This window comes from Enterobacter sp. KBR-315C3_2022, from assembly GCF_041399425.1.
Lineage (GTDB): Bacteria > Pseudomonadota > Gammaproteobacteria > Enterobacterales > Enterobacteriaceae > Enterobacter.
This window is the reverse complement of the sequence record NZ_JBGKEB010000021.1, coordinates 20,219-42,263: the sequence shown is the minus strand read 5'-3', so window position 1 is coordinate 42,263 and position 22,045 is coordinate 20,219. Positions and strand designations below refer to the sequence as shown.

Here is a 22,045-nt window from a genome sequence, read left to right as displayed (position 1 = left end):
TCACGCCCCCGCTATACCATCTTTGTCTTTATCAACCGTATTGGTTGGGTTGAAGTTCTTCGGCCCAGAAGGACGTCCACCTGTATTTTTAGCTCCACGACCAAATGCAGCAAACAGGTCGTGAACATGATTCTGCATATCACCAAGAATTGAATCGTTATGCTTGTTACCAATCCAGCTGATGACGTAGTTAGGCATCCTTGCAGGTAATGCAAATACCCTAGCGACCATACCTGTACACATCCTTGCATAGACAAAAAGGATACCTATCATTGACCAAAGGCCAGTTGTTGAATCTGCCTGTACATTTTCCATTGCTGTTTTGAAAATATAGTTAAGCGCGGTGCCAAGAGCCACAATGGCCAATGATGCAAAAATGAACCCCATTACCATCAACAGTGGTCGAATCATCACATCTATCAGGAAAATATATCCATACGTTGACCGGTCCTCATTAGTTTGGCCAATGTTAATATGGGTAGCGGCCCACAATGAAGATGCAACGATACCAGTCAGCAAAGTAACTAACCAATCCGCCATTGCGACAAACCAATAGATAAATGGCACAAATGGAAGCCAAATTGAAAGCGTTAACCCTATACAGAACAGAGCGACTAAAATCATGTATACGATCGGAGCCGCAGTTTTAATTACACCCTTAATAATATCCTTACCTGAAGTGAAGAAATTAAGTAATCCCGCCCCCATTCCAGCAGCGTTATTACCATCTGCAACACTCATTGCGACATTAACAGCTCCCCAAGCAGCTAGACCACTCTCAGCAGTAAACATCGTGTAATCACCAATGGCTTTCATTTTCAACAAGGGATTCGTTACATCGCTGTATCCATCGCCAGTGCCGTAGTTTCTAGTGGCAAGCCATGAAGTAACATTAAAGTTGAAAATTTTGGTAATCAACGAATCTGCATCACCACTTTTTGCCGCTTCTTCGATGCCTTTATTGTCAATGTTCTGAGCTAAAGCATTATCAGCAGTACCTAAAGGGGGAGTGTAGGTACTGTTTTTCAGTTGTGAATGATATGCCTGGAACAGACCTTTATAATAGTCCGTAGAACCTACATCACCATCACCACTTATCCCTGATACAATAGGTTTCAGATTAGCAACGTCCTTCAGCTCAGTGTTAGCAGTTGCCAGGGTATGATAATAAATACCAAGATATAGCCAGCCTTTTTCCTTTATATCCGACTCCATTTTCTGGAGCATATCATTGCTTCCGGCAGCATTGTCTGCAGCTTGCTGTACTTGTTGTTGGTAATCTCTTGCTGCTGTCTGAATTGCAGTTTCAACGTCAGGCAGCTGCCCATCTCCGGAACGCATTTTAGACATATAAGCAGAGTTAAATTGCTCTGCTGTATTCTTCATCTTACTCCAAAGCGAGTCTGTAGCCTGCTGTTGAACTGCATAAACAGAATCAGCGTAACCACTGGAGAATACCGAAGTCCAACCTGTAGGTTTTTGTGGTAATTTAACAGTCCCACAAACAGCAGAACCATTGTCAACTGAAATTGAGTAACTAGAATCACCAGTATTAAACTTCATCTGGCTATTACTTTCATAATGTTGGCCTGAAGCCTCCATCTGAGCTAACCCTTGATTGACACCAAGAGCGCACAAGTTCATTTCGAACATTCCTTTAGCCACAGAAGCCATTTCTGGCATAACTGGCGTTATATAAACAGCTTTGCCACTCGCTAGTTCCGACGCTGTTTTATCTGCAATAACATTGGCAGAACCTACACCTATGATTGACCCACACCACAGGAAGAGCAGTTGTGCAACGGACCATCCAACAACAGTTGGAACCAAAAGGAGCCAGCCGAATGTTGTTTTAACAAAATTGAAGGCATTATTCCCATCACCCTCTATAAACTTCCCAAGTTGCCCTGCCTGATGTAGTTTTTTAATACTGATTATCGCCATATAAATCAGCGCCAATATGGCGATAACCTCATTCACTGTGAAAAATACGTTATTTAACAACCCATCACCTGACGGACTGAAAGGATTATTTACCACTTCACCAAAAACGGTATGCAGCATCTGACGTGACAAATCACCAGACCGTTTAGCAGCCTCTGTAATACTATCAATTCCCAGATCTGCAGAATATGCCGGGGTAATGAAAAGCGATAGCGGCAACAATGCGACCAATGAGTTTCTTGACTTATTCATGCGCCCCCCGAATCTGGCCAGCTTGTTCAAAATTAAATGTATTGCGCACACCGTTATCGTTAATAAAATGTCTCAATGTACCGAATTCTTCTTCAGAATGGGCCTCATTGCGTAATTGCCAACCTAAAAATTCATAAGTCATTGCTTTTACGAACGAGTAGATACAAACAGCAAACATTAAACCAAGTGTTAATGTCACCTTCAGAAGGCTTACATTGTATTCAGTATTAACAATCAATTTTACACAGCCAGCGATTAAAAACAGGGCAACAAAAACAGCTATAAAGAAGCAACATAACCAATATTTTTTATACTTACCGGCTTTAGCTAGATGCTGTTCTAAGGGGATAGAACTCTTTTTAACAACATCCTCAAACGACTGATTCGAAGCTGATTTTTCGTCCGGAGCTTCCAAATTTTTGATTTGCTTCTTAACGAAAGAAGCCCGCTCATTGAGCAGGCTGATAGATTCCCTTAGTGATTTCCACATAAACTGAATATCACTAATTCCGGTAATATGATAAACCGCTTTTTTCATGCGGCCGGGGGATTTTGTAACTTCTTCCCCTGTTTTATTTTCGTCTGTCATTTTCTGGATACTCCCGCGTTCACACTCTCCAGCTGTGCTGCCAGCATCGGTTTGTATGTTTGATATGCGTCGTTCGCCAGGATCTGGCCAAGCAGCACATTTTGTTTCTCCAGCTGCTGTTTGGTTTTCAACACTAACCAGTTGTTCAGATTGGCGATATTGATTTGCTCACGCATCAAATCTTCGGTGTTCTTGTTGGTCAACGTCGCCTGGTAAGCAGGGTTGCTGTAACGGCGACCTACTTCGAATTCCTCAAACTCTCTGGCAGACATACGGTTAAGCTGTTTCGCCCTGTTACTGGCCGTCGCCTGGAAATAGGATTCGACTTCCGGCACTTTGCGCGCATCTGCAAGCGCGGCATCAGTGGCCGGGTTCGGTTTAGAGTTGGCGATCATTTCCATCTGAGGTTGTGCGGCCGCGTCGGTGAGCGCCTGGTATTGCTGAATCATGCCCAGGTAAATTCGCCCGCTGGCGCCTTTAACTTCCCCACGACTCAGCTGACGACCAGCACTGCGCAACGCGGTATTTTTCATATAGCGCAGCGCCGCATCTGTCTGCTCATCTGTAAACGTCAGATCAGGTGCCTTGCCTTCTTTGCCGGCGCCATAAAGCAACGAGCTCAGCGACGTATCTGCCCGCGGCATGTCAGATACACTTGGGCAGAATGAAGTCCCGCCAAATGCAGCATAATCCGAACTGTCGCAGTACTGGCTGTGAACTTCGGCCGTTGAAGATGCATCCACGTCGGTTGCGCGTGCCGGCACTTCAAAAATAGCCTTAACATCTTTCGCAGAACTGGCGCTTCCCAGCGTTCGCTGACCGCCAGCGGCCGCAGAGGATACCCCCGCGGCGCCACCGCCAATAGACTGCGCACATATATCATCCGGAACACGGTACTTATCCTGTGCCTGCAGCAGCCGGTCATTACGTTTTTGCTCGACTTCGAACTGTCGGTTAGTTTCAGCCACCTGCTGCATTAATGCTGCCTGGCGATCGCCCTGCTGGCTGATTGCCGTACCAATGTTAATCAGCGTGGCCTGGATATTACCTAATAGGCCATTAGCTGTGCTCAACGCCGGCATAACCTGCGTTGAGATGGGAATGCTGCTGTTAACGTTGACCGTATAGGCAAATGCTGACTGTACGCTGAAGGCCAGAATTGAAACGGCCATCACTGACCGTTTTGCTTTTCCGATTTTTATCATCTGAATCCCCTTCTCACATCAGAAATGATTTCTTTAGCGAGCTTCATCGCCATAGTTTGTGATTCTTCTTCAGAATCACGCTCACCACCCTGATTGACCACCATTTCATCAATGATACTTGATGCACTTCCCATAGGGAATCTATTTGCTAATTCTTCCCTTGCTTTTTTCGTTCCAAGCTCTTCATAAAGCACATCTCTGAGCGCTCTGTCTTTTGCAGATGAGTTCAAAGCCCAAAGCAGTTTTGGACCTAATGTGTTTTTCAGAATGTGGCAAATAAGACCACGTTTTGTTTTAAAAATACCGAGGAATGCAGTACCACTTCCGTCCGGATAAACCCCTTGCGGAAGCTGTCTGAAACGACGCAGGATATCGGCCGGGATGTTGATCTCTAATTGCTTCAGATACTCTTCATCCCCTTCCGTCAGGCGCATCATAAACAGGCTGTTCATGGTTTTAAGCACACTCGAAGGCATATGGCTCAGATACTGAGACGAGAACGCAGTACGGACGTTGAATTTACGATCTTCAAGGTCAGCGGTATTCAGCGCATTTTGGATAAAGTCGATGCCGGCAAAGTTATGACACTCATCATAAAAGGTATGTTTAACTTCTTCTGAAAGCTCCCTGATGCGCGCCTGGTGATATGCCCTGTACTGCTCCGGTAAAGCAGGAATGAAGGTTTCTGCGGACTGAGGCAGGTAGTAGTTACGCACAGCCATCTGGCGCGCAAAAAGATACATAATGCCGGACTTGAGCTTACCTGCAGGTGTCGTTCTGTCACCGAGGACGTTTTGCATATCCAGGATCGCAATGCGAGTCTCCGGGCTGAAATCATAAACCGTGATCCCAGAGAAAATGGCATACTCAGCTGCTGCAGCCTGGAAACAACGTGCAACGAAGCCTACTACAGGCTCACTCCCATTAACTTTTACGTCAGCGTATTGGTTTTTAAATGATTCAGTTTGTAGTTCAGCAATAAAATCGTGAATAGTTGGCACAGCATAACGCTGAGCAACCGTCGCAGCATGAAGATATTTTTTGGCAAACAGCTTATCAACGACTTCCCACCATGTAGCTCTTTCAAACCAGTCTTCACCGAGCTCTTTATCCAGACCTGATTCTTTCAGAGCTTCATTAATCACCGGGTCGTTATACTTAAACAAGTTAGCACTTGAATGCGCTTTTGCTTTGTATACGTTTGATACAACCTTACTGACGATTTGGCCAACGCTCATTGCATCTGGCGGCTGGCCAATTGCCGGATCAATACAGAATGCGTTAAGCATCTGCTTTAAGAATACTTCCTCAAACTGCGTCAGATACCTTGAACCTAACTGCGTATCGCAGATGTTAATACAGTGCGATTCGTCATTGTTCAGGGTGATACTGGCAATCTGGTGACGTTTCTCTGACGGCAGCTCAGCGCTAATCAGATCGGCGATACCTTTTGCACTGTAGCCCTTATCAATGATAGTCAGATAAGGCAGTTTTTTATCAGCCCGGTAAATCGAACTCAGGTTAAGGCGGTTGGCCAGCACGCTTTTACCGGAACCTGGAACACCGGTGATGACATCGGTAAATTTCTCCTGCAGGGGACTGGCGATTTGATAGGGGAACAGCTTGCCATCGAGCGTGATGAAGTTGATATTGCCTTTACCATGCCAGGGACTGGCCGGACGTTCAAAAGGTAACATCCGCAAGCCTTCACTCAACGGCGGATAATGCAATGAGCCAGGTGTGGCCGTCGTCAGCCCCGGAACGGATGCAATCAGTGCGCTACCTGGATTGCCATATGTCTTGGACACACCTGATACACCCCAGCCTTCAATCGCCTTAGTTAAAGCCGCCAGGTTGCGTTTGGCTTCATCCTTAGTGTCACCCCAGGTGGCAAAGTTGATGGCCATGATAGCCGTTGGATCGGTTTCGCTCTGGGCCCCGACATAATCCATATCACGCGCGATAGTACCGAGTGAGGGAATGAAACGAAGGAAAGAGACGATCACTGATGGCCAGAACAATGCTTTTTTGCCCCCGCCCATAAAGTCATATTTTATCCGGTACGGGATTTTCCGGTTAATCGCGTTGAATAACTGCTTAAATTTGACAGGGTGAAGTGGTGGCAACTCAAGGGCAACAGAACCGTAATACTTGCCATCGCAGTAAATCAGGCCACCATCTTCTTCCAGTTCCCCTTCCATGATCTGGATATTCAGCCGCGGCGGCAGCACTGAGTCGATATTGCCTTTCCGTGGAGCGCCATAGACTCGCAGATTTTGGTCAAACGGCGTGCGAGGGTACCAGTTTTCTGATGTTGAGTTCCGGAACAGCATCTGACGCATCATTGCGCCGGCGTGTTTGACATCGAGGACATCAACCAGAAGCCCCATCCCCGACTCATCATCCCCCTGAAGCATACCAATCAGCCGCCAAAGCATCGCGTCATGCGTGATCTTCAAACCTTCAAGCTGAAATTCGATTGGGTTCTGACTGAAGCGAGTCTGCGGGATATCCTTCATAACGCCGGCAGCTTTTGCCTGCTCGTTTTTAAGTTCATCCTTCGCAATCATCCCCTTCGAGGTATACAGCACGATGTAAGCGCGTTCACGGCTGTAATGGGCAGCGATTTTTTTTGCGTCATCGGCGATCAGGTCTTTAATGTCTATCTGCAGGCGCTCTATTGCTGCTACCTGCGGTTTATAAACATTATTCAGCTCTTCCTGGTTCTTGGTAAAGTCGCGCTCAAACACCACAGACAGCTTATGGCCACTGTTAATAAAGGAATTCGACAACGAGTTTGAAAGGTGCATGATGAAGTCATTAAACGACTTCTCGTCAAACGATGATTTAGCGCCCTGAATCTCAATAACGGTAAGAAAATCGTTGTTCTTCGTGGTCAGTATGTACGGAGCCCTGATTTCAGGATGCTCAACGCGATCCTGCGACGTAAGCCCTACAACCGTTGTCAAATCACAGTATTTTAACGAGTCATTTGACGTAAGATTGCGTGAGATACCTTCGATCACATCCTCAAAGAAAGAAATCATTTAAAACCTCTCTTACCCTTGTAAATTTCATTCCAGTCACTTACATCCGGCAATTCGTCTGACTCTGCGACAGAAGTGACAAACTCATCGTCAAAATTCATGGGAAGTAACTGATGGTGTTTTTTTATCAGGTGCAGTAAATCGTATCCATCATCACTGCCGGTTTCGTTTAGAACTACGTCAGTTGTACTGAGCAATATCTGTTTAAGTTTCTGTGCCTTTTCACGGTAAGAATCGTCCGTTGACTTTTCCGCCTTTGCAATTGAACGAAACAACAGGCTGTAGAGTTTTCGGTTTGTATTTCTCTTCAGCAGAAGTCCGGTTTGATTCTCTAGTTTCATTTTCTCCGGGTGTTCGAGCGACAGGCATACAGAGCAAAGCATTCTCTCTTTCTGTCCATCTTCTGCGAGGGAGAAAACATCTTTGCTCTTTATCCCGCACACATGGCATCTGGCAGGTTGTTCATTCCTGGTGAGCTTAAAATCTTTCATGGGGGAACTCCGGTATTGGCCCCGCAAGGCGGGGCCGAAAGGACATTACAGGGTTGCGTCAACACCAACAGTTGAACCAACAGAAGAGATCCATGCGGTCAGGCCGACCAGACAGGCTCCAACAACCATTGACCAGAAGATGAAGCCGCCACTGATATCTTTCCCGCGTTTGTTTTTGAGCCACAGAGCAACAAGACCTACGATGAAGCAGACAACACCAACCACTTTACCAGCGGTAATCAGACCAGGCTGGGTACTGGCCATACCTTCCGTGAAGGTATTGATCTTTTCCCAGATAGTCGTTTCAGCTGCAGCCTCTTTGCTCAGCAATGCCAGCGGCAATACCACTAACGATTTTGCTACCGTTCCGCGCAGCTGATACGCTGCGATGGATGCAGATAACGCCTTGTCTTTGATAAATTTAACAATTTTCATAAAGTATCCTTTTTGATTACCAGTGAATGTTTAATGTGCTCTGCAACGCATCGAGCGTTTGTGTATCGAACATCAGAAGTAGTCCACATACAATTTTCACAATGGATGCCCCTCTCGTGCCCGAAGCTGACAGCTCCGTATGGCCCTCAAGGTAAGAGTCTTTCAACCCCTTAATACCCCTGTAAAAAAAGTATGCACCGAGAATTCTAACAATCCCCAGCACTGCGTTGACTGCTGCGGCTCCCATGCCAAACGTAGATTCGCTCGCATAACTGACGGGTCCGAAACTGACATCGCCAAATCCTAAAGTGGCACCGCCTGAGTTCATCTGTGCTTTCAGCGTGATGAGGCATACACAGAAGATGATCCCGGCAAAAATTCTGCCAACTTCAACACCTTTGGTAGAATGCCTGGCCTGCTTCCGCAGGCTCATCAGATATCCAATAACACCAATGATCCCAACGATTGCAGCGACACCTATGATTAGCCTTGTCAGCGGTTCCTGACCACCGTTAGCAACCTGAATTAATACCGATTCTAAATCCATAGTTTCGCCTTTTTAGGTCCTGATTAGCGGATAAGGCCTTTACTTGTTGTAACGATTCTATTTTCAGTATCGATACCTGTAATGGTGACTCCGCCAAGTTGACTTCCGACCTTCACAGCATACGTCTGGTTTTTGTATTTTACCCAAGCAAGATCGCCAGATAAATCATTAATTGAAAAACCTCTCAACAAAGGTAATGCCTGTGACGTTGCACCGGAAATTGTTCCACTCTGATTACCAAATGAAGGCCCATAACCAGCGGCTTTCATTTTCAGTTCCTGAACCTGATTGTTCAGATTTTTAATTTGTTCATTAGCGCTTTGTAACTGACTGGAAAGGATCATCATTCCATTTTTAGAAGTTGATTCTATCGCGTCCAGCCGTTCCTTTTGCTGCAGCAGAATCCCGGAAATCTGCTCGCGGAAGTCACCAGAATCCTGCCCTGCAGGGGCAGACTGTACGCGCGGACGTTGCGCTGAAGACTGGATCGCCCCATTCCCCGTCGCTGGCGCAGTATCACTATCGGAGCCCCCAAACAACCAGACTAAAAGCAGGATAGCGATGACAGCGATACCACCAATCCATGCATAGTCACTGATATTAAGCGGCTTTTTGCTCGCTTTTGCTGCTGGCGTCACTGTCGGTTTTGGCTTTTCAGCAGGCTTAGCAGACACCGGTTCCTGGGCAGGAGCTGCTTCGTTTTTATTGTCATCTTCAAACAGATTCATTATCAATCTCCTTAACGGTAATACGGGTTATTGGTGCCATACCCGTAGCCGGGGTAGCTTGGAAAGTTTTGCTGAGGGTAATTAGGAGCCGGAGGCTGAGGCATCTGCTGAGGTTGCACACTAGATAGTGTGGGAGTTGCTTGCTGCTGCACCTGCTCTGCAGAAGCATTTTCCATATTCTCGCCACAGTCGCTTTCATACACAGGCGCGACAAACTGGATGCCTATGAGTTGGTTACGGTCAACCGTAACCTGCTTAATCGGCAGGCGGGCTGCATCGTCGGCCAGGACACGCCCTGCTTGCTCACCCATCCCGCCAATAATGGTACCGGCAACCGCTTTGCCATCAGGTGTACCAGTTGAACGATATGCATTCCCGCCGTCAGTGATAATCATCTGCGAATTGCTGTCCGCATACAGCTGACCAGTTCGGCCTAATCCGTTAGCAACAGCCGGCAGAATAATACGGCTGAACCAGCGGTTATTTACATTTGAGGAAACGGCCGCGCGCAACGAGTCGGAAGCCACGCCATACGCATCGACCTTACACTGCACTCCGTTCAGCTCCATGCCGGTGAAGTGAATTCGAATACCATCGCCGGCAAGACGGTTTTGGCCAGAATAGAATTTGGCGCCGGCCTGCGCTCCAGTTGGAACATGGGCAATAGCAATACTGTTCTGATCGTCACTGTCCATCGCCGTATCCATTACTGCCGGCACAAGCGTGTAAGCCGATACAAGCCGGGCTCCTTTATCTTTGACCTTATTCTTCGCCCCCTGTTGTTTTTCAGCATCCGGCTTTTTGTTCTGCGGATAGACCGAATCGGTCCACCCTGAGAAGGTGCCGCCGTTCTTGTCATTACCCTCTGCTCCCAGAGGGGTTGCAAGAGCAACACCCGTGACAACCGGTGTTCTGGCCTGGTCTATTTTCTGCAGTAACGTAGCCACAGCTTTAGCCTGACGCTCACGCTCTTTCTGCTCAGCATCATTAGCCTTACTGTTATCGCCCGACTGTTTTGCTGACGATTCCCACGAATATTTTGGTGGCGGTGCTTTGGTGCCGTAATCAACGGCCACCGGGTTACTGGCTGACAACGTGGATATGAAACTATCCCCCGTGAGAGCCGCTTTTTCTGAGTTATCAGCATTCCACTCATTCAGCAGCTTGTTGTATTGGGGATCATTAGCTTTTTCCCTGCCAGTTTTCCCTTCCAGCCCCTGGGCCTTCACCTGCGACCCGCCCGTTGCCGGCTCATCTGATGAGCCAAACAACCAGTACCCTCCCAGAAGCGCCACAACTGCAGCGGCGCCACCGACGTAGAGCATCATTTTTCTGGTTTCTTTACCTTTATCTGTAGCCATCGTCGTTCCCCTTAATTCAGCTCAACTTCAACGTCACGCGCCTGACCGTTAACCGAAAAAGTCAGCACTGGTGTTGCCGGCAGCACGTAAACATGTGTGCCATCGATAGCGGAAAGCGTTTTTTCAAACTCATCCTGCAGCTGCATGTTACTTCTGACGTAGAGCTCATCACCGATCTGCCAGACTTTGGTACTCCCTGGCGCGTTTTTAAGTTTCAACCGCTGAGCATCTTCAGGCGGGATGCCATCGAGCACGCTCTGCAGCTGCTTGTCATACAGTGAGATTTTTTTCTCAGGAGTAGCGGTATAAACCGGTGTGTCAGGACTGCGCTTCGGGATACGGAGATCCAGACGATAATCAACATCAACGGTTTTTGATTTAACGGAGGGTTCTGCCCCCTTCACGTTAATAATGACCGGCGTAGCCAGCCCCTTCAGAAGCACTGTGATGTTCCCGCTGGCATAGGCATTGGTCGGCTGGATTGTGAATACCGCCGATCCTGGAATATAGCCAACACACAGTTCACCACCAGATGCACAGGGACTCGAATTATATGGAGGGGCGCCTAATACCCAGGGGTGTCCGGTTGCATCTGAAAACGTCACTGTGGTTGCCTGGTTTGGAAATACCCGTACCTGCGGAATGGATGCACCAGCTGACAGTGATACCGTCTGGCTTGAAATTCGTGGGATCGGCGTTAATGGTGAGGTTTTGGCCGCCGCGCTCATATCTTCCATTGCGCTGCGGGCAGACCGCACCTGACCAGGGGTAATAGGCTGGATCTGCTGCAGAACAGGTGCAGGTAACTCTTCCAGTGTCTGCGGATTAACATGAGTAACCTGCTGCTGTGGTGGAGGAATCTGCGGCATGGGTGCAGGAGGCAGTGCAGTAGTTGGCTGCTGTTGGGCCTGTGCCTGTGGTTGTTGGCCTTGCGCCTGCTGCTGACCTTGTTCCTGTGCTGTTTGCTGTGGAGGCTGTTGCACCTGTGACTGCTGATTTACGGGCAACCCGGAACTGGCCTGCTGCCATTGAGCAATATCACCACCAGGCACAGCTGGCGCCGTTTGCTGCGGCGCTCCATTACCAGTCGGCGCATCAGCTGCAGATACAGAATTTGCCGAAAACAGTGCGGCCATAAGTACAGTTAACAGTTTAATCTTCATGATTGACCTCAGTAGTTCCGGGGTTTGAGAATGGCCTGTGCTACTTGAATACCCCGTGGATCTTCGTCTTCTTTTACGCGGCGTACCTGAACCATCAAATCGTAAGGTTGCGGTCTGTAGTCCTGAGCCTGCCCAACAAGCTGAACAGTCACCGGAATGCGGTATTGCCAGGCATAGGTTTTGGTGCCACGGATAAGACCTTCCGTGATCAGGGTTCCAGGAGTTGTGGAAAGTTTTACGTTCAGACGTTTTTCACTGATATCTTTCAGCAGCCCACTATCGGACAGCGCTTTACGGAAACTAACGTACCCTTCAGCGCTAAAATCGCCGCGGACGCTGGTTAATTGGTTTTCGTAATTCACAAAGTTCAGTGAAAGCGATTTGATCATTGTACGGTTGGCAAAGTCCATCACCTCTTCCGCCGTGTAAGCGGGTTCATCGGTTGGATGAACTTCTGTGATCATGCCCCCATTCGTTGCAATATATTTGGTTTTTTTCTGGTGAAGCCAGTAACCCTGAAGACCAATGATAATGATTGCGACTAATATGATTAGCGTTTGAATCAAAATTACTTTTAAACCATGTTTCGATACGATTTCTTGTACCGTTCGGTTACTCTCTTCAGCCAGAGCTGGAGCAAGGGCGTTGCTGTCATCATCAACGACTGAGTTTTGATCCGAGTCAGTTTGATCCATAATATTTTCACCATTTTGTGTTTTCATAGAGTTTCTCTTTTCAAAAGTTTGTGTTAGAAAATCACGCAGATCGTTAATGAACAATGAGGTATACATGAGCGAACATAATGATTACGAATCCTGTGCAGTTATCATGTGCGAACGACGAAAAGCCACCGCCGTTTTGCGCAAAATCCCGCCAGAAAACCTTGAACAACTCATTAATATGTGGTCCGACATTGCACAGGGAATGATCGAGAAATTTAAGGAAGAACAGAAGGCCACTGAAGAGAAAGCCGCAGCCACAAAGCGGTTCATGGAAGAACACAATATTACGGCTGATGAAGCTCTCCAGATCTTCGAAAATCTCTTTGGTCCGTCCACGAAAAGTAAATCCACTTTTGGAAAAGTGAAGTACCGGATCGAAGTTGATGGAAAGTCCATAACCTGGACAGGAAAAGGTCGCCGACCTGCAGCGTTTGCCGAGATGAGCGACGATGAGCTCAAAAAATATGAAATCAGCTGAAGACTGGCTGCATACTGTCAGACGTTTCATGAATGAAGATTCGCTTGATACGTATGTAGACTCAAAACGTGATGTTCTACCTGCCACAGAATTTATGCGTTTACTAACCGCGGCGGAACACCGCCGCGTTGAAATACGAACCGGCAAGCTATTCGATAAAATCCCGAAAGGACTCTTCCGGTAGTTACAAATGGAACGGGAATGCATCACTGTTTGCATCCTCACCACTTCCACTCGCAGCTGCCGGATTGTTTAATTGCACATTTTTAGAAGATGCGTTGGGCAGGATACCTGACGTATCTGGCAGTCGGGATGAAATCGTTGACCACGGGTCCAGCGTCGTATTAGTCAGGCTCCCCCACTTCTCATTAATCTTCGATTTAACCGTATTGCATACCTCATCCTTCACCTTATCAATAATGTCGCTGATAGACGGAAACTGTGGGATTTTAAGTGATACCGATAGCGACCCCAGGCACTGTCCGAGAGAATCAGACGTACTGGATTCGCTTTTTGCGGCGTTGTTAATCCTTTCCACTTCCTGCTTATAGGCAGCATCTGCACCAGCTTTTGCCAGTTCGTATGCTGCACAGGTCTGTGTTGCCGCAAATGAGCTCACAGAAATGCAGGAAAACCCTACTGCAACGAGTAGGGTTTTTGTTTTATGGCCGAGGCGCTGACTTTGCGACTGGTGCATGAGTCTGTTCTCTCCTTTCATCATCTTTTCTTTTTGCAGCATTTGAAGGATGAAAAAGCTGCTTCATTACTGTTTTGTTTTTTACCTCATCTGAGGCCGCTTGTAAATGCTGAGGCTGTTTTTCATTTGCAATTGTGTTTTTGTAAAGCAAATTTTTACCCCCCTGATCTACATGTCCATAACCATGCAAAACAATTCCACTTTCGGCATTTTTATTGATTGCTGAAAGAGTCATATACGTTTTCCAGTTTCCGTCTTTATCAATACGCTTGTTCACTTTTCCAATCACGCTATGGTACTCACCGGACTCCTTATCCTTTGCGATCCCCTGCATGAATCCTTTACGCGACTCAACAAGGAAATAATCTGGGCGTTCGCCTTTTTTATGCGGTGCGATCAGCAAAGGTGTACCCGCGGTTTTTGACTCTTGAGGGAGTTTATAGCCTGTGGGCTTTGTCATGCTTTCTGGAGCTGGCTTACCATTAGGCAAGAACCAGTACAGTTCTTTTTCAGGCACGGCCTCACGGCTGAGATCAACACCGGTAATCTGCTGAATTGTTGTGCGGAGCTTCTGGAAGGTTGCAGCATCATACGGAACCAGTTCAGAAGGCTTATAGGCCTGTTCATTCCCTGCTGTTGGCTGTGGGTATACAGGCTTTACTTCCCACTCATTACGTTTGGTCTGGATAGTTTCATAACGAACGATCTTGTTGCTTTCATCACGGACAGGTGCATTCACCTCAACATCCACAAATCCCAGCTTTCTGACTGTAACAAGACGTTCTGTGTCTACACCAGCATCTTTAACCGCTCTCTCAAGGTCTTTCCCCCAGAGTGTCTTCTCTCCATGTTCATTTTTGAGGGTGACAAAGTAGTTCATGGATTCATCTTCTTTCCACTCATACTTAGCACGTCCATGCGCGACGATAACGCCTTTCTCCCAGGGTTCACCTGCAGCTTTATCTTCCTTTTGAGTATCAGATGCATTCTGCTTCTTCGGCTGCACAGAGGCCGATTCTTCCCAGCGCATTCCATTCTGCTGAACTGATGAATTTGTCTTTTCGTTTGCCCCTTCCTGCTTATTCGCATTTGAATCAGCAACATTTTCTTTTGCCGTTTCTTTTGCTGTTTCATTTGCTTTTTTGAGTTCGAGCAATTTAACCCTTTGTTCTGGGTTAGTCAGTTTCACCTCAATGTTGTATTCACTGATAAGGTTAAACACTCGCTCTTTAAATTCGTCACTGCCGGTGATTTCAATACCACGATGATGTTGCTTATCCGCGGTTAGAACGGCCGCCAGGATCATCTCGTCACTCTGGCTGGCTTCAGGGGTAGCCATACGCAGATGTGAGCCGTAATCGTAAAACGCATCCTGTCCATCAAGCGTATACGCCGTATAGTCTTTCTCTGCTCTGTACCCAAACCGGGCAATTAACCCTTCCAGGTCTATACGTTCTTTTGGGGGCGTTTCTGCATTATCGTTGGTTGCCCAGCGTATGCCGTTTTCCAGTTCTTCGTTTGTTTTTTTCTTCTCCTCGGTTTCATTTTCAGCCGGGGCGGTATTAGCTACAGATTCGCTGGGCGCTATCCTTTCAGGCTTTTGCTGAGCGGAGTCAGTTGTTTCACCGCCAAAGGCCATCATAGCGGCATACGCCTCAAGATCACTGGCGCTATTACTCTCTTCATCATCGCCGTCTCGATCTGTTGGTGCGGTGTATTCCGGTTCAGCAGCTGCAGGGGTGCTGGACACCGGCACAGCTTCCTCCGGTTCGGCAGCTGCAGGGGCGCTGGCCACCGGCGCGGTTTCCTCCGGTTCAGCAGCTGCAGGGGCGCTGGCCACCGGCGCGGTTTCCTCCGGTTCGGCAGCTGCAGGGGCGCTGGCCACCGGCGCGGCTTTTTCAGGATCTGCAACGGCAGCGCTGTCAGTCGAGCTGTGATTAACGTCAGTAATGTTCGGGTTATCAGTCGGCATAGTGTCTACCCTGTTCATTTGATTAATGGCTCCTTCTACCTGCAATCTGACTTGCTCCAGCCCTTCAGAGACATGCAAATCGTTGTAGTCAGTAAGCCCTTCTTTCGGGTTGCTAAAGGCAGGGACCAGAACATGGCCGGCAGTCAGCTCTGCAGCTTCTGTCGCTTTTTCTAGCCCAACGTTCTCGTCTTTATAAATGTCATTGTCAGCAAGGAAGTAATGAGTGCTGTTTGGAAAGGTGTCTTTCAGGCGGCCAGCAACTTCCACCATGTTGCCGGCATTAACCGTCATGATCACAGGCTGATTGATGGCTTCGCTGATACTGGCTGCTGTCGCATATCCCTCGGCATAAAGCAGGTTGTCACCATCCTTCAGTTGACCACCCACAACGAAAAAACTCCCCCATGCCTGGCCGTCTTTTTCAAGGTGTTTACTACCGTCGGACCAGATGCGCTCAAGGGTCCTGAACTCGCCATCAGCATTAAACAGAGGGATCACAACGTTGCCCCGCTCATCAGCTTTAAGGCCGTTAGCGGCAATGACCTGTTTGTTTTTCAGGTATGCCAGATCTCCCGTGGCATCCGGAAGCCGGTTATATTCTTCCATCAACCGGTTAGCGGTCTGATCAAACTTATCCGCTTGCGCTGCAGCTCTTTGTTCACGCCTTGCCGCAGCATCAGCACGGAGCATGGCCATTTGTTCAGGGTTAGGGGCTGCGCCGGTAGATACCCATTTCTGAATTTCACCACCGTTCTTATAGTCCCTGTACCACCCTGCAGGTCGGCCATCCAGAAAGGCGGCATACACCCCCTTTCTTGAACCAGCTTTACCGTCCACGGTATCGACATAATGCTTCTGGCCATCGAACTCTATGGGGTCTTTGATAATGGCACCGCGCTCTTCAAGCCACGCCGTAAATTCATCTTCAATGGCCTGAATATCCAGGGGCGGTTCTTCGATCACTTTATTGGGGTCAAAAATCCACTCTTTCAGCCGGCTCAGGTTGGCCCCCGGCTGTGCATACCACACCTTTTCTTCCTTCACGTAGTCCAGAGCATTACTGCCATCAGCCAGTTTGCCGGCCGCACGTATTGCACGTTGGCGATCGTCAAAGGGAATACTCAGACGGGTTCTTTCAGTTGCAATTTCAGGTTTCGCCATACTGTCTACCCCTGTAGTTATGTGTTATCGCTGAGAGCGCCGGTACCACCACGGCCGCCCGGTAAGTTTTTTCCCGCGGATAACCCGGAGAATGACCTGGTACAGCACCGGTAACGTGTAGCCCATCATGGCCAGCAGAAAGTAAAAGAGAACCACACAGGTGCAGATAACAAAGGTTTTTACTGACGGGAACGGAAACCAGATGAAGTACACAAGAAACGAGATAACAGGCACACCAAAAACCGTCAGTGGCCGGCCGGCATAACGCCATTTGTTAATGTCCATACTTGCCCTCTTTTAACGCCAGATAGTCCATATATCCTGCGACCTCGATGACTTCCGCTTCGTCGATCAAACCTTCCTGGTGCATTGCCCAGGCGTTCTGAATCAGACTGCGGTTTTCAGCGATCAACAGGTCGTCGATGTAGCGGCCCCACTTGCTGTAATCAACGTCATAGAGTTTGCGGCGCAGGCTGTTATCAATGACGAGATATTCACGGACAGCCTTGCGCCGGCCGTCTTTTGTTTTAAGCAAGCGTTGCACGATGATGTAAGAAAGGATACTCAGCAGGTCAAAGGCGGCAGCTTCACGCATTTCCGGCGGATAGTTCTGCAATGATCGGGAAATGGCTTCTCCGACCGTTTTGACGTGCAGTGTGCCAAGACAAAAGTGGCCGGATTTACCTGCCAGTACAGCAGCTTCAAATGACAGGCGGTTAAGGAGCTCACCAACCCCCATAATCTTCGGAGAACGACGGAGCCCGGAGAGAGTGATAAAATTGTGGAAGGAATCAATATCGCGCCCAATCTGTGACTGTGCCGGCGCCGGCGCAATCCAGTCTCGACTTCCCAGGCGATACTCGATGGGATCTTCAACCGTGATGATTTTCCGGTCCTGGTACGTTTCACCGCAATACTGGAAGATGCTGGCCATCAGGGTTGACTTGCCCGATCCCGTCTCGCCGCATATCAGTCCGAGGCCGGCAGCCGGCAACAGAGAATTAAACAGGTCCGGCTCAATACCCATTTGTTTAAGCTGAGGAATAACCTCATTCAGAACACGGAGTGTCAGAGACATTGCCGCTTCTGTTTTATAAATATCGGCCTGAGTAAAGTTCGCGCGGAACCGGCGGGTTTCGCCGCGGCCGAGTCCAATCGTGCCCGCTTCATCACCTCTTAGCTGGATAGCGGTATTAACGACCGCAGCACTTTTCAGCGTCCCTTTGATCTCCTGACCGAACACCTTATCAACGGTACGTTCCAGCTCCAGGTTGTCGAGCGGGTAAGATGTCATGGGCAACTGGCGCCCATGACGTTCTACCCAGATTTTATCTCCGCCCTGCAACAGAATATCGGACACTTCATTGTTTGAGCAGTGTACGAGAAAACGTTCCAGCGTCTGGGGCGTCAGCGTTGGACCAAAATTGAATGCTTCCATCTACTGCCCCTTAACGTATGGTCGGTTTCCAGCTGCGTTTGTTGATGTCAAACTCAGCTTGCTGCTTCATACGTTTCGTTTTATCGCCCAGCATGAGGCGGTTTTTATCCCCTGTAACTGTTTGCTGCTGCTGTGTGATGACTGGAGCCTTAATCATGCCCTGCTGCAGTAGCGTGCTGTAGCGCAACATGCCGGTGTAATCCCGTGTGAGGCGATTGAAATTAGCAGTGAATATCTCATCAGCTTTTTGGCGACCGTCAGACCAGCCCAGCGCGACAGCTTTTTTCCAGATATCACGTTGTTTCCCGTCCTTCGGCATTGCAGCCGGTTCAGGCAATTCGATCCGCTGCGCCATCAGCCCGGTCAGAAGATAGCTTTTCCAGGTCGGTGGGTTACTGACAAAGCGCGCCGGCACCACAATGTCATAGGCACGGTTGGCCGTTCGGATTTGCTCATTGGTAATGTGTGCAACGTCTTTAGCTTCAGCAATGACCGGAGGCAGGTAGCCTTCAGAAGAGATCAGCGGCTGGAACGAATACATGTAATCAAGGTTGCTGCGCTGATTTTCCAGCGCGGCGCGAATTTCTTTAGCGCGTTCTGCCTTTCCGCCGCGAAATCCAATGGTGTGCGCTGCGTCGTTTAGCATACTGCCAGTAACATCGGCCTCATCGTCACTTTGGCTTGGCGGGTCCATGTAGTAATCCAGGCCTTTAACATCGGAGTCGTCCGCGCGTGCAACGTTCGCAGCAAGCAGCGGTAACGTCAGAAGCACGATCAGTTTAAGTTTCATGGGCGGGTCCCTCTGAGGAATGAACCTTTCTTCGATGGTGTGAGGTAAAGCAGCTGCAGTTCACCGGGTTTCTGGTTGATGGTGGCACGGTACTGCGTTTGTTGTCGGATCAGGGTCAGCAACTGTTCAAACGTAACCTTCGAACCACCAACATCGATATTGAGTGGAAGCGGTAACTTGATCCCCTGACTGGTGAATTGAAGGCCACGCTGTTTAGCCAGTTGCTCCAGTAATTCGTAAGCATCACCCTGCCAGCTCACACGAACATACTGACTGTTTGCATTGATAATGGTAGGGAATTTGTAACGGGTCCTGTTAATGGCTCCAGCCTGGTAAAGCTCATCCTGTGCGAGTTTTATCTTAATGGCTTGCTCACGCAATTCCTGATCTACCAGCTGCTGTGCAGAGATTTGTTTTTCCTTTTCGCTTTGAGAGGCACACCCGGCAAGAGCTAACACAGAAACGGCCGCGAGGACCGTTTGCATTTTGATTTTCATTTCTTACTCCATTTTACTTCGGATTGAATTTGTCGTCGCTTTCACTTCTGAATTGCATTTCATTTTTACTATTATTTTGCTCACGAATCAAACGATGTTTCTCGTTTTGAGCATACGCCTGCTGAGCGGCATCTGTGAAGGTAATGCCCTGCGCGACAGGGTGATTGTGGTTCACAGCTGCATCGACGATACGATTACAGCACAGTTCCTTAAACTCGCCGTCACCATCAACACGAACAGATTTGGCTTTACCAGCAATCGTTAATGCAATTGCAAGGTCAGCCGTTTTCTCTTTGTCGATTCCATTACTTTCTGTCAGCACAATATGACCACGATCAGCCGCTACCGGTTTACCGTCGCGCTCAAAGATAACAGTACCGTCTTTCAAAAGCCGTGGCTTGACACCATGACGTGCTGAGGCCATTACGGCCACATCATCACGATCATGACTGGTGATGGCGTTAAAGGTACGGTTGAACCCGATCTGCTCAACCAGTTGCTGTTTATACTTCTCCTTCTTCCTGGAGGAATAGGCAAAGCCCCTCATTTGGCTGAGCGCTGCCTTATCACCCTTCAGTGCTTCCTGTTCGACCCACTCCCGGTAAGAAAGCCGTGGGTTAGCCGCCCTGAAGCCGTTGCGTTCTTCACGCAAGCTAAGACGCAGATTGGCAACCGCCTGCAGGCGTTTGAACTCAGCCAGGTTGTACATCAGCTTTCTGGTATGAGGATCTGAAACAGAATGCCGGACGTTATTTTTCACCAACCGGGTATGTTGGGCAATTTTCCGGTATTCATCGGCGATGCGATCCTTATCCGGAGAATATATCGGTAAATTGTTTCGGTAGGCGCGATAGCGACCCTTGAGCAGCATTCTTTCTTCTGCGCGCTCAATTTTACGCTGCAGACGTTTATTGGCATCTCGACGATAAGCACCAGGGGTATATGCGGTTTTAAATACCGATACTTTGGCCGGTTCAATATGTGAAGGCTGGTATTCACCAAAGCGCTCTTCCATCGACTTCAGGGTATATTGCGCCTTGTTAAATACCAGACTCGCCTTAACAGCCGTCTTCTGGTTTTGATGTTCGTGGGTAATGACGTAGCCCTTTTTCCCCTGTGCTTTTTCGACACGAAGACCGATGTCTGCAAATGTCTTATGCACATCATCCCAGCTTTTGGCTTCACGAAGCCCAGCTGAAACATGGATCAAGTTTTGACGACTACCGCCTACCTGTTCATCACCAACGATATAGCGATAGAGCGTTTCAACCCCCTCTTTATTCTCCATCTTGTTGATGCGATCGAGTGAGCGCCAGTTGCCCCGCTCTTTCTTGCTGTGAGGGTTCCGGACAATCTGTTGACGGTCATTAACCACATATGCACCGTTTGAATGGGACCAACCATTCTTCAATTCCAGTAAGCGGCACGCCTGATGAAGAGTGTCTTTGGTAAAGCTCGATGAGGCTGCTTTATATGTCTGGGGATTGATGCGGTTAACAGCAACATGCACATGCAGGTTATCTGTATCCCGGTGGATGGCAGCAACATACTGGTGATCGGACATGCCCATCGATGCCAGTGTAAACTTCACCGAATCGAAAACCTGATCATCATTCGGCTTTTCATAGTCAGGCCATGAGAGAACATAGTGCATAACTGGATCTTTACAGCGTGTGCTTTGCTGAGAAACTGAATTCATTTCCTGTGCTGCACCATCGAGCGAGAAGGTATTGTACTGGCAGGTAACATCACCAACCACAACACGCTGTACACCTGGCTCAACATCCACCGGTGTGCTGATCACTTTCTGCTTACGGGTCAGGTAATTGTTTAACCCTTCGAACATATCTGATTTAACAGCCAAAGCCGTCTCAGGAGTAGGCTGAACTGTATCAGTCAACTCCTGAGACGGCTTGTCTGCCATGTACTTAATCAGCTGACCAAAGCTGGACTTTTTGTCCCTTCGGCCCTCAATGATTTTAGGTATCACCATCCATCTCCTGTTGCAGTTTCTGTGCGGCCTTTTTGACCTCGATCAGAATCTCTGAATACTCCTTGCTATGAACTCCGGCACCTTCGTTAAACAGATGTTTTTGAAGGGCTGTTATCTTTACAAGAGCGGCAAGTGCATTGTAATTGCCTTTCGATTGAATGCGCTTTCCAAGCCCAGATTTGATAAGATATTGACTAAGACTAAGCCCTGCTTCATGGGCCTTTTCGGTGAGTTTAGCTTTCACTTCTGTGGAACATCTCACCTGGATTCGATCGTCTGTTTTTCTGCTCTCGCTACGGCTCATCAGATAGCTAACCTCGTTAGGGGGTGTCGGGGCTTGCCCTGACCAAGACGTTTTTGGACGGCCGCCGCGTGTCGGCGGTACTCCAAAAACACATCTTGTCCCGTACTTAAATACCTCATTGAATTCTACCATCGGCGCTGTTTGAATACCAGCAGCGAAGGGCCTGGCAGGCAGAGCAATTGAATCATGCCGGGCATCATGTAAAATCACCTGAATAGCCTTGTCCGATTT

Annotated in this window: 21 protein-coding genes; 2 read left to right on the top strand and 19 right to left on the bottom strand. The window is 48.3% G+C overall.

Annotation, left to right across the window (positions count from 1 at the left end):
• The 11 genes from AB8804_RS18770 to AB8804_RS18720 are packed head-to-tail and all read right to left on the bottom strand — an operon-like array spanning window position 1 to window position 12,484.
• Window positions 1–2,196 carry a DotA/TraY family protein gene (locus AB8804_RS18770; RefSeq protein WP_015062834.1) on the bottom strand — a complete coding sequence of 732 codons (2,196 nt, stop codon included), beginning with the start codon at window positions 2,194–2,196 and terminating at the stop codon, window positions 1–3.
• On the bottom strand, window positions 2,189–2,785 hold the full coding sequence (locus AB8804_RS18765; protein WP_015060003.1) for a hypothetical protein: 597 nt from the start codon (window positions 2,783–2,785) through the stop codon (window positions 2,189–2,191). The genes AB8804_RS18770 and AB8804_RS18765 overlap by 8 nt, the downstream gene beginning before the upstream one ends.
• Window positions 2,782–3,990: a conjugal transfer protein TraW gene (gene traW / locus AB8804_RS18760; RefSeq protein WP_011091082.1), complete on the bottom strand. Its 1,209-nt coding sequence runs from the start codon at window positions 3,988–3,990 to the stop codon at window positions 2,782–2,784. Before traW ends, AB8804_RS18765 begins: the two co-directional genes overlap by 4 nt.
• Window positions 3,987–7,037: a hypothetical protein gene (locus AB8804_RS18755; protein ID WP_004187482.1), complete on the bottom strand. Its 3,051-nt coding sequence runs from the start codon at window positions 7,035–7,037 to the stop codon at window positions 3,987–3,989. Before AB8804_RS18755 ends, traW begins: the two co-directional genes overlap by 4 nt.
• Complete coding sequence (locus AB8804_RS18750) at window positions 7,034–7,528, bottom strand: hypothetical protein (protein WP_065519304.1); 495 nt, start codon at window positions 7,526–7,528, stop codon at window positions 7,034–7,036. The genes AB8804_RS18755 and AB8804_RS18750 overlap by 4 nt, the downstream gene beginning before the upstream one ends.
• A 45-nt stretch (window positions 7,529–7,573) precedes the next feature.
• Complete coding sequence (locus tag AB8804_RS18745; protein WP_004187479.1) at window positions 7,574–7,963, bottom strand: DUF6750 family protein; 390 nt, start codon at window positions 7,961–7,963, stop codon at window positions 7,574–7,576.
• A gap of 16 nt (window positions 7,964–7,979) precedes the next feature.
• Window positions 7,980–8,510 (bottom strand): conjugal transfer protein TraQ, encoded by a 531-nt coding sequence (gene traQ, locus AB8804_RS18740; RefSeq protein ID WP_004187478.1) that lies wholly within the window; start codon window positions 8,508–8,510, stop codon window positions 7,980–7,982.
• Between the two features lie 23 nt (window positions 8,511–8,533).
• A complete protein-coding gene (traP, locus tag AB8804_RS18735) occupies window positions 8,534–9,238 on the bottom strand; it encodes a conjugal transfer protein TraP (RefSeq protein WP_015060002.1) in 705 nt (234 codons plus the stop codon).
• Between the two features lie 11 nt (window positions 9,239–9,249).
• Window positions 9,250–10,599, bottom strand: coding sequence for a conjugal transfer protein TraO (gene traO, locus AB8804_RS18730; RefSeq protein ID WP_004187474.1), 1,350 nt, complete (start codon window positions 10,597–10,599; stop codon window positions 9,250–9,252).
• Between the two features lie 11 nt (window positions 10,600–10,610).
• The gene (locus AB8804_RS18725) at window positions 10,611–11,762 is read right to left on the bottom strand and encodes a DotH/IcmK family type IV secretion protein (RefSeq protein WP_004187471.1); all 1,152 of its coding nucleotides are present in this window, start codon (window positions 11,760–11,762) and stop codon (window positions 10,611–10,613) included.
• 8 nt (window positions 11,763–11,770) lie between these two features.
• On the bottom strand, window positions 11,771–12,484 hold the full coding sequence (locus AB8804_RS18720) for a DotI/IcmL family type IV secretion protein (protein ID WP_004187467.1): 714 nt from the start codon (window positions 12,482–12,484) through the stop codon (window positions 11,771–11,773).
• Window positions 12,485–12,551: 67 nt separating this feature from the next.
• Between AB8804_RS18720 and AB8804_RS18715 the strand changes: the two genes are divergently transcribed.
• Window positions 12,552–12,962: an H-NS family nucleoid-associated regulatory protein gene (locus AB8804_RS18715; protein WP_004187465.1), complete on the top strand. Its 411-nt coding sequence runs from the start codon at window positions 12,552–12,554 to the stop codon at window positions 12,960–12,962.
• Window positions 12,934–13,146, top strand: a complete 213-nt coding sequence (locus AB8804_RS18710; protein WP_305953721.1) for an Hha/YmoA family nucleoid-associated regulatory protein — start codon at window positions 12,934–12,936, stop codon at window positions 13,144–13,146. The genes AB8804_RS18715 and AB8804_RS18710 overlap by 29 nt, the downstream gene beginning before the upstream one ends.
• Here the strand turns inward: AB8804_RS18710 and AB8804_RS18705 are convergent, their stop codons facing one another.
• Genes AB8804_RS18705 through mobA form a run of 8 tightly spaced genes read right to left on the bottom strand, consistent with a single transcriptional unit; the run spans window position 13,147 to window position 22,024 of the window.
• Window positions 13,147–13,659, bottom strand: coding sequence for a hypothetical protein (locus AB8804_RS18705; RefSeq protein WP_011091071.1), 513 nt, complete (start codon window positions 13,657–13,659; stop codon window positions 13,147–13,149).
• Complete coding sequence (locus AB8804_RS18700; protein ID WP_233145097.1) at window positions 13,625–16,792, bottom strand: LPD7 domain-containing protein; 3,168 nt, start codon at window positions 16,790–16,792, stop codon at window positions 13,625–13,627. Before AB8804_RS18700 ends, AB8804_RS18705 begins: the two co-directional genes overlap by 35 nt.
• A gap of 24 nt (window positions 16,793–16,816) precedes the next feature.
• Entirely contained in the window at window positions 16,817–17,077 is a 261-nt protein-coding gene (icmT, locus tag AB8804_RS18695; protein WP_004187310.1) for an IcmT/TraK family protein, read from the bottom strand.
• Window positions 17,067–18,230, bottom strand: a complete 1,164-nt coding sequence (traJ, locus tag AB8804_RS18690; protein ID WP_004187313.1) for a plasmid transfer ATPase TraJ — start codon at window positions 18,228–18,230, stop codon at window positions 17,067–17,069. The genes icmT and traJ overlap by 11 nt, the downstream gene beginning before the upstream one ends.
• A 10-nt stretch (window positions 18,231–18,240) precedes the next feature.
• Entirely contained in the window at window positions 18,241–19,020 is a 780-nt protein-coding gene (locus tag AB8804_RS18685; protein ID WP_004187315.1) for a type IV secretory system conjugative DNA transfer family protein, read from the bottom strand.
• Window positions 19,017–19,517 carry a DotD/TraH family lipoprotein gene (locus AB8804_RS18680; RefSeq protein WP_004187320.1) on the bottom strand — a complete coding sequence of 167 codons (501 nt, stop codon included), beginning with the start codon at window positions 19,515–19,517 and terminating at the stop codon, window positions 19,017–19,019. The genes AB8804_RS18685 and AB8804_RS18680 overlap by 4 nt, the downstream gene beginning before the upstream one ends.
• A 13-nt stretch (window positions 19,518–19,530) precedes the next feature.
• On the bottom strand, window positions 19,531–21,510 hold the full coding sequence (gene traI, locus AB8804_RS18675) for a TraI/MobA(P) family conjugative relaxase (protein WP_004187323.1): 1,980 nt from the start codon (window positions 21,508–21,510) through the stop codon (window positions 19,531–19,533).
• A complete protein-coding gene (gene mobA, locus AB8804_RS18670) occupies window positions 21,497–22,024 on the bottom strand; it encodes a plasmid mobilization protein MobA (RefSeq protein ID WP_225986328.1) in 528 nt (175 codons plus the stop codon). The genes traI and mobA overlap by 14 nt, the downstream gene beginning before the upstream one ends.
• Between the last annotated feature and the right edge of the window lie 21 nt (window positions 22,025–22,045).

Coding starts and splice junctions, on each gene's coding strand:
- AB8804_RS18770 (WP_015062834.1), bottom strand. CDS start 2,196: ATGAATAAGTCAAGAAACTCATTGGTCGCATTGTTGCCGCTATCGCTT.
- AB8804_RS18765 (WP_015060003.1), bottom strand. CDS start 2,785: ATGACAGACGAAAATAAAACAGGGGAAGAAGTTACAAAATCCCCCGGC.
- traW (WP_011091082.1), bottom strand. CDS start 3,990: ATGATAAAAATCGGAAAAGCAAAACGGTCAGTGATGGCCGTTTCAATT.
- AB8804_RS18755 (WP_004187482.1), bottom strand. CDS start 7,037: ATGATTTCTTTCTTTGAGGATGTGATCGAAGGTATCTCACGCAATCTT.
- AB8804_RS18750 (WP_065519304.1), bottom strand. CDS start 7,528: ATGAAAGATTTTAAGCTCACCAGGAATGAACAACCTGCCAGATGCCAT.
- AB8804_RS18745 (WP_004187479.1), bottom strand. CDS start 7,963: ATGAAAATTGTTAAATTTATCAAAGACAAGGCGTTATCTGCATCCATC.
- traQ (WP_004187478.1), bottom strand. CDS start 8,510: ATGGATTTAGAATCGGTATTAATTCAGGTTGCTAACGGTGGTCAGGAA.
- traP (WP_015060002.1), bottom strand. CDS start 9,238: ATGAATCTGTTTGAAGATGACAATAAAAACGAAGCAGCTCCTGCCCAG.
- traO (WP_004187474.1), bottom strand. CDS start 10,599: ATGGCTACAGATAAAGGTAAAGAAACCAGAAAAATGATGCTCTACGTC.
- AB8804_RS18725 (WP_004187471.1), bottom strand. CDS start 11,762: ATGAAGATTAAACTGTTAACTGTACTTATGGCCGCACTGTTTTCGGCA.
- AB8804_RS18720 (WP_004187467.1), bottom strand. CDS start 12,484: ATGAAAACACAAAATGGTGAAAATATTATGGATCAAACTGACTCGGAT.
- AB8804_RS18715 (WP_004187465.1), top strand. CDS start 12,552: ATGAGCGAACATAATGATTACGAATCCTGTGCAGTTATCATGTGCGAA.
- AB8804_RS18710 (WP_305953721.1), top strand. CDS start 12,934: ATGAGCTCAAAAAATATGAAATCAGCTGAAGACTGGCTGCATACTGTC.
- AB8804_RS18705 (WP_011091071.1), bottom strand. CDS start 13,659: ATGCACCAGTCGCAAAGTCAGCGCCTCGGCCATAAAACAAAAACCCTA.
- AB8804_RS18700 (WP_233145097.1), bottom strand. CDS start 16,792: ATGGCGAAACCTGAAATTGCAACTGAAAGAACCCGTCTGAGTATTCCC.
- icmT (WP_004187310.1), bottom strand. CDS start 17,077: ATGGACATTAACAAATGGCGTTATGCCGGCCGGCCACTGACGGTTTTT.
- traJ (WP_004187313.1), bottom strand. CDS start 18,230: ATGGAAGCATTCAATTTTGGTCCAACGCTGACGCCCCAGACGCTGGAA.
- AB8804_RS18685 (WP_004187315.1), bottom strand. CDS start 19,020: ATGAAACTTAAACTGATCGTGCTTCTGACGTTACCGCTGCTTGCTGCG.
- AB8804_RS18680 (WP_004187320.1), bottom strand. CDS start 19,517: ATGAAAATCAAAATGCAAACGGTCCTCGCGGCCGTTTCTGTGTTAGCT.
- traI (WP_004187323.1), bottom strand. CDS start 21,510: ATGGTGATACCTAAAATCATTGAGGGCCGAAGGGACAAAAAGTCCAGC.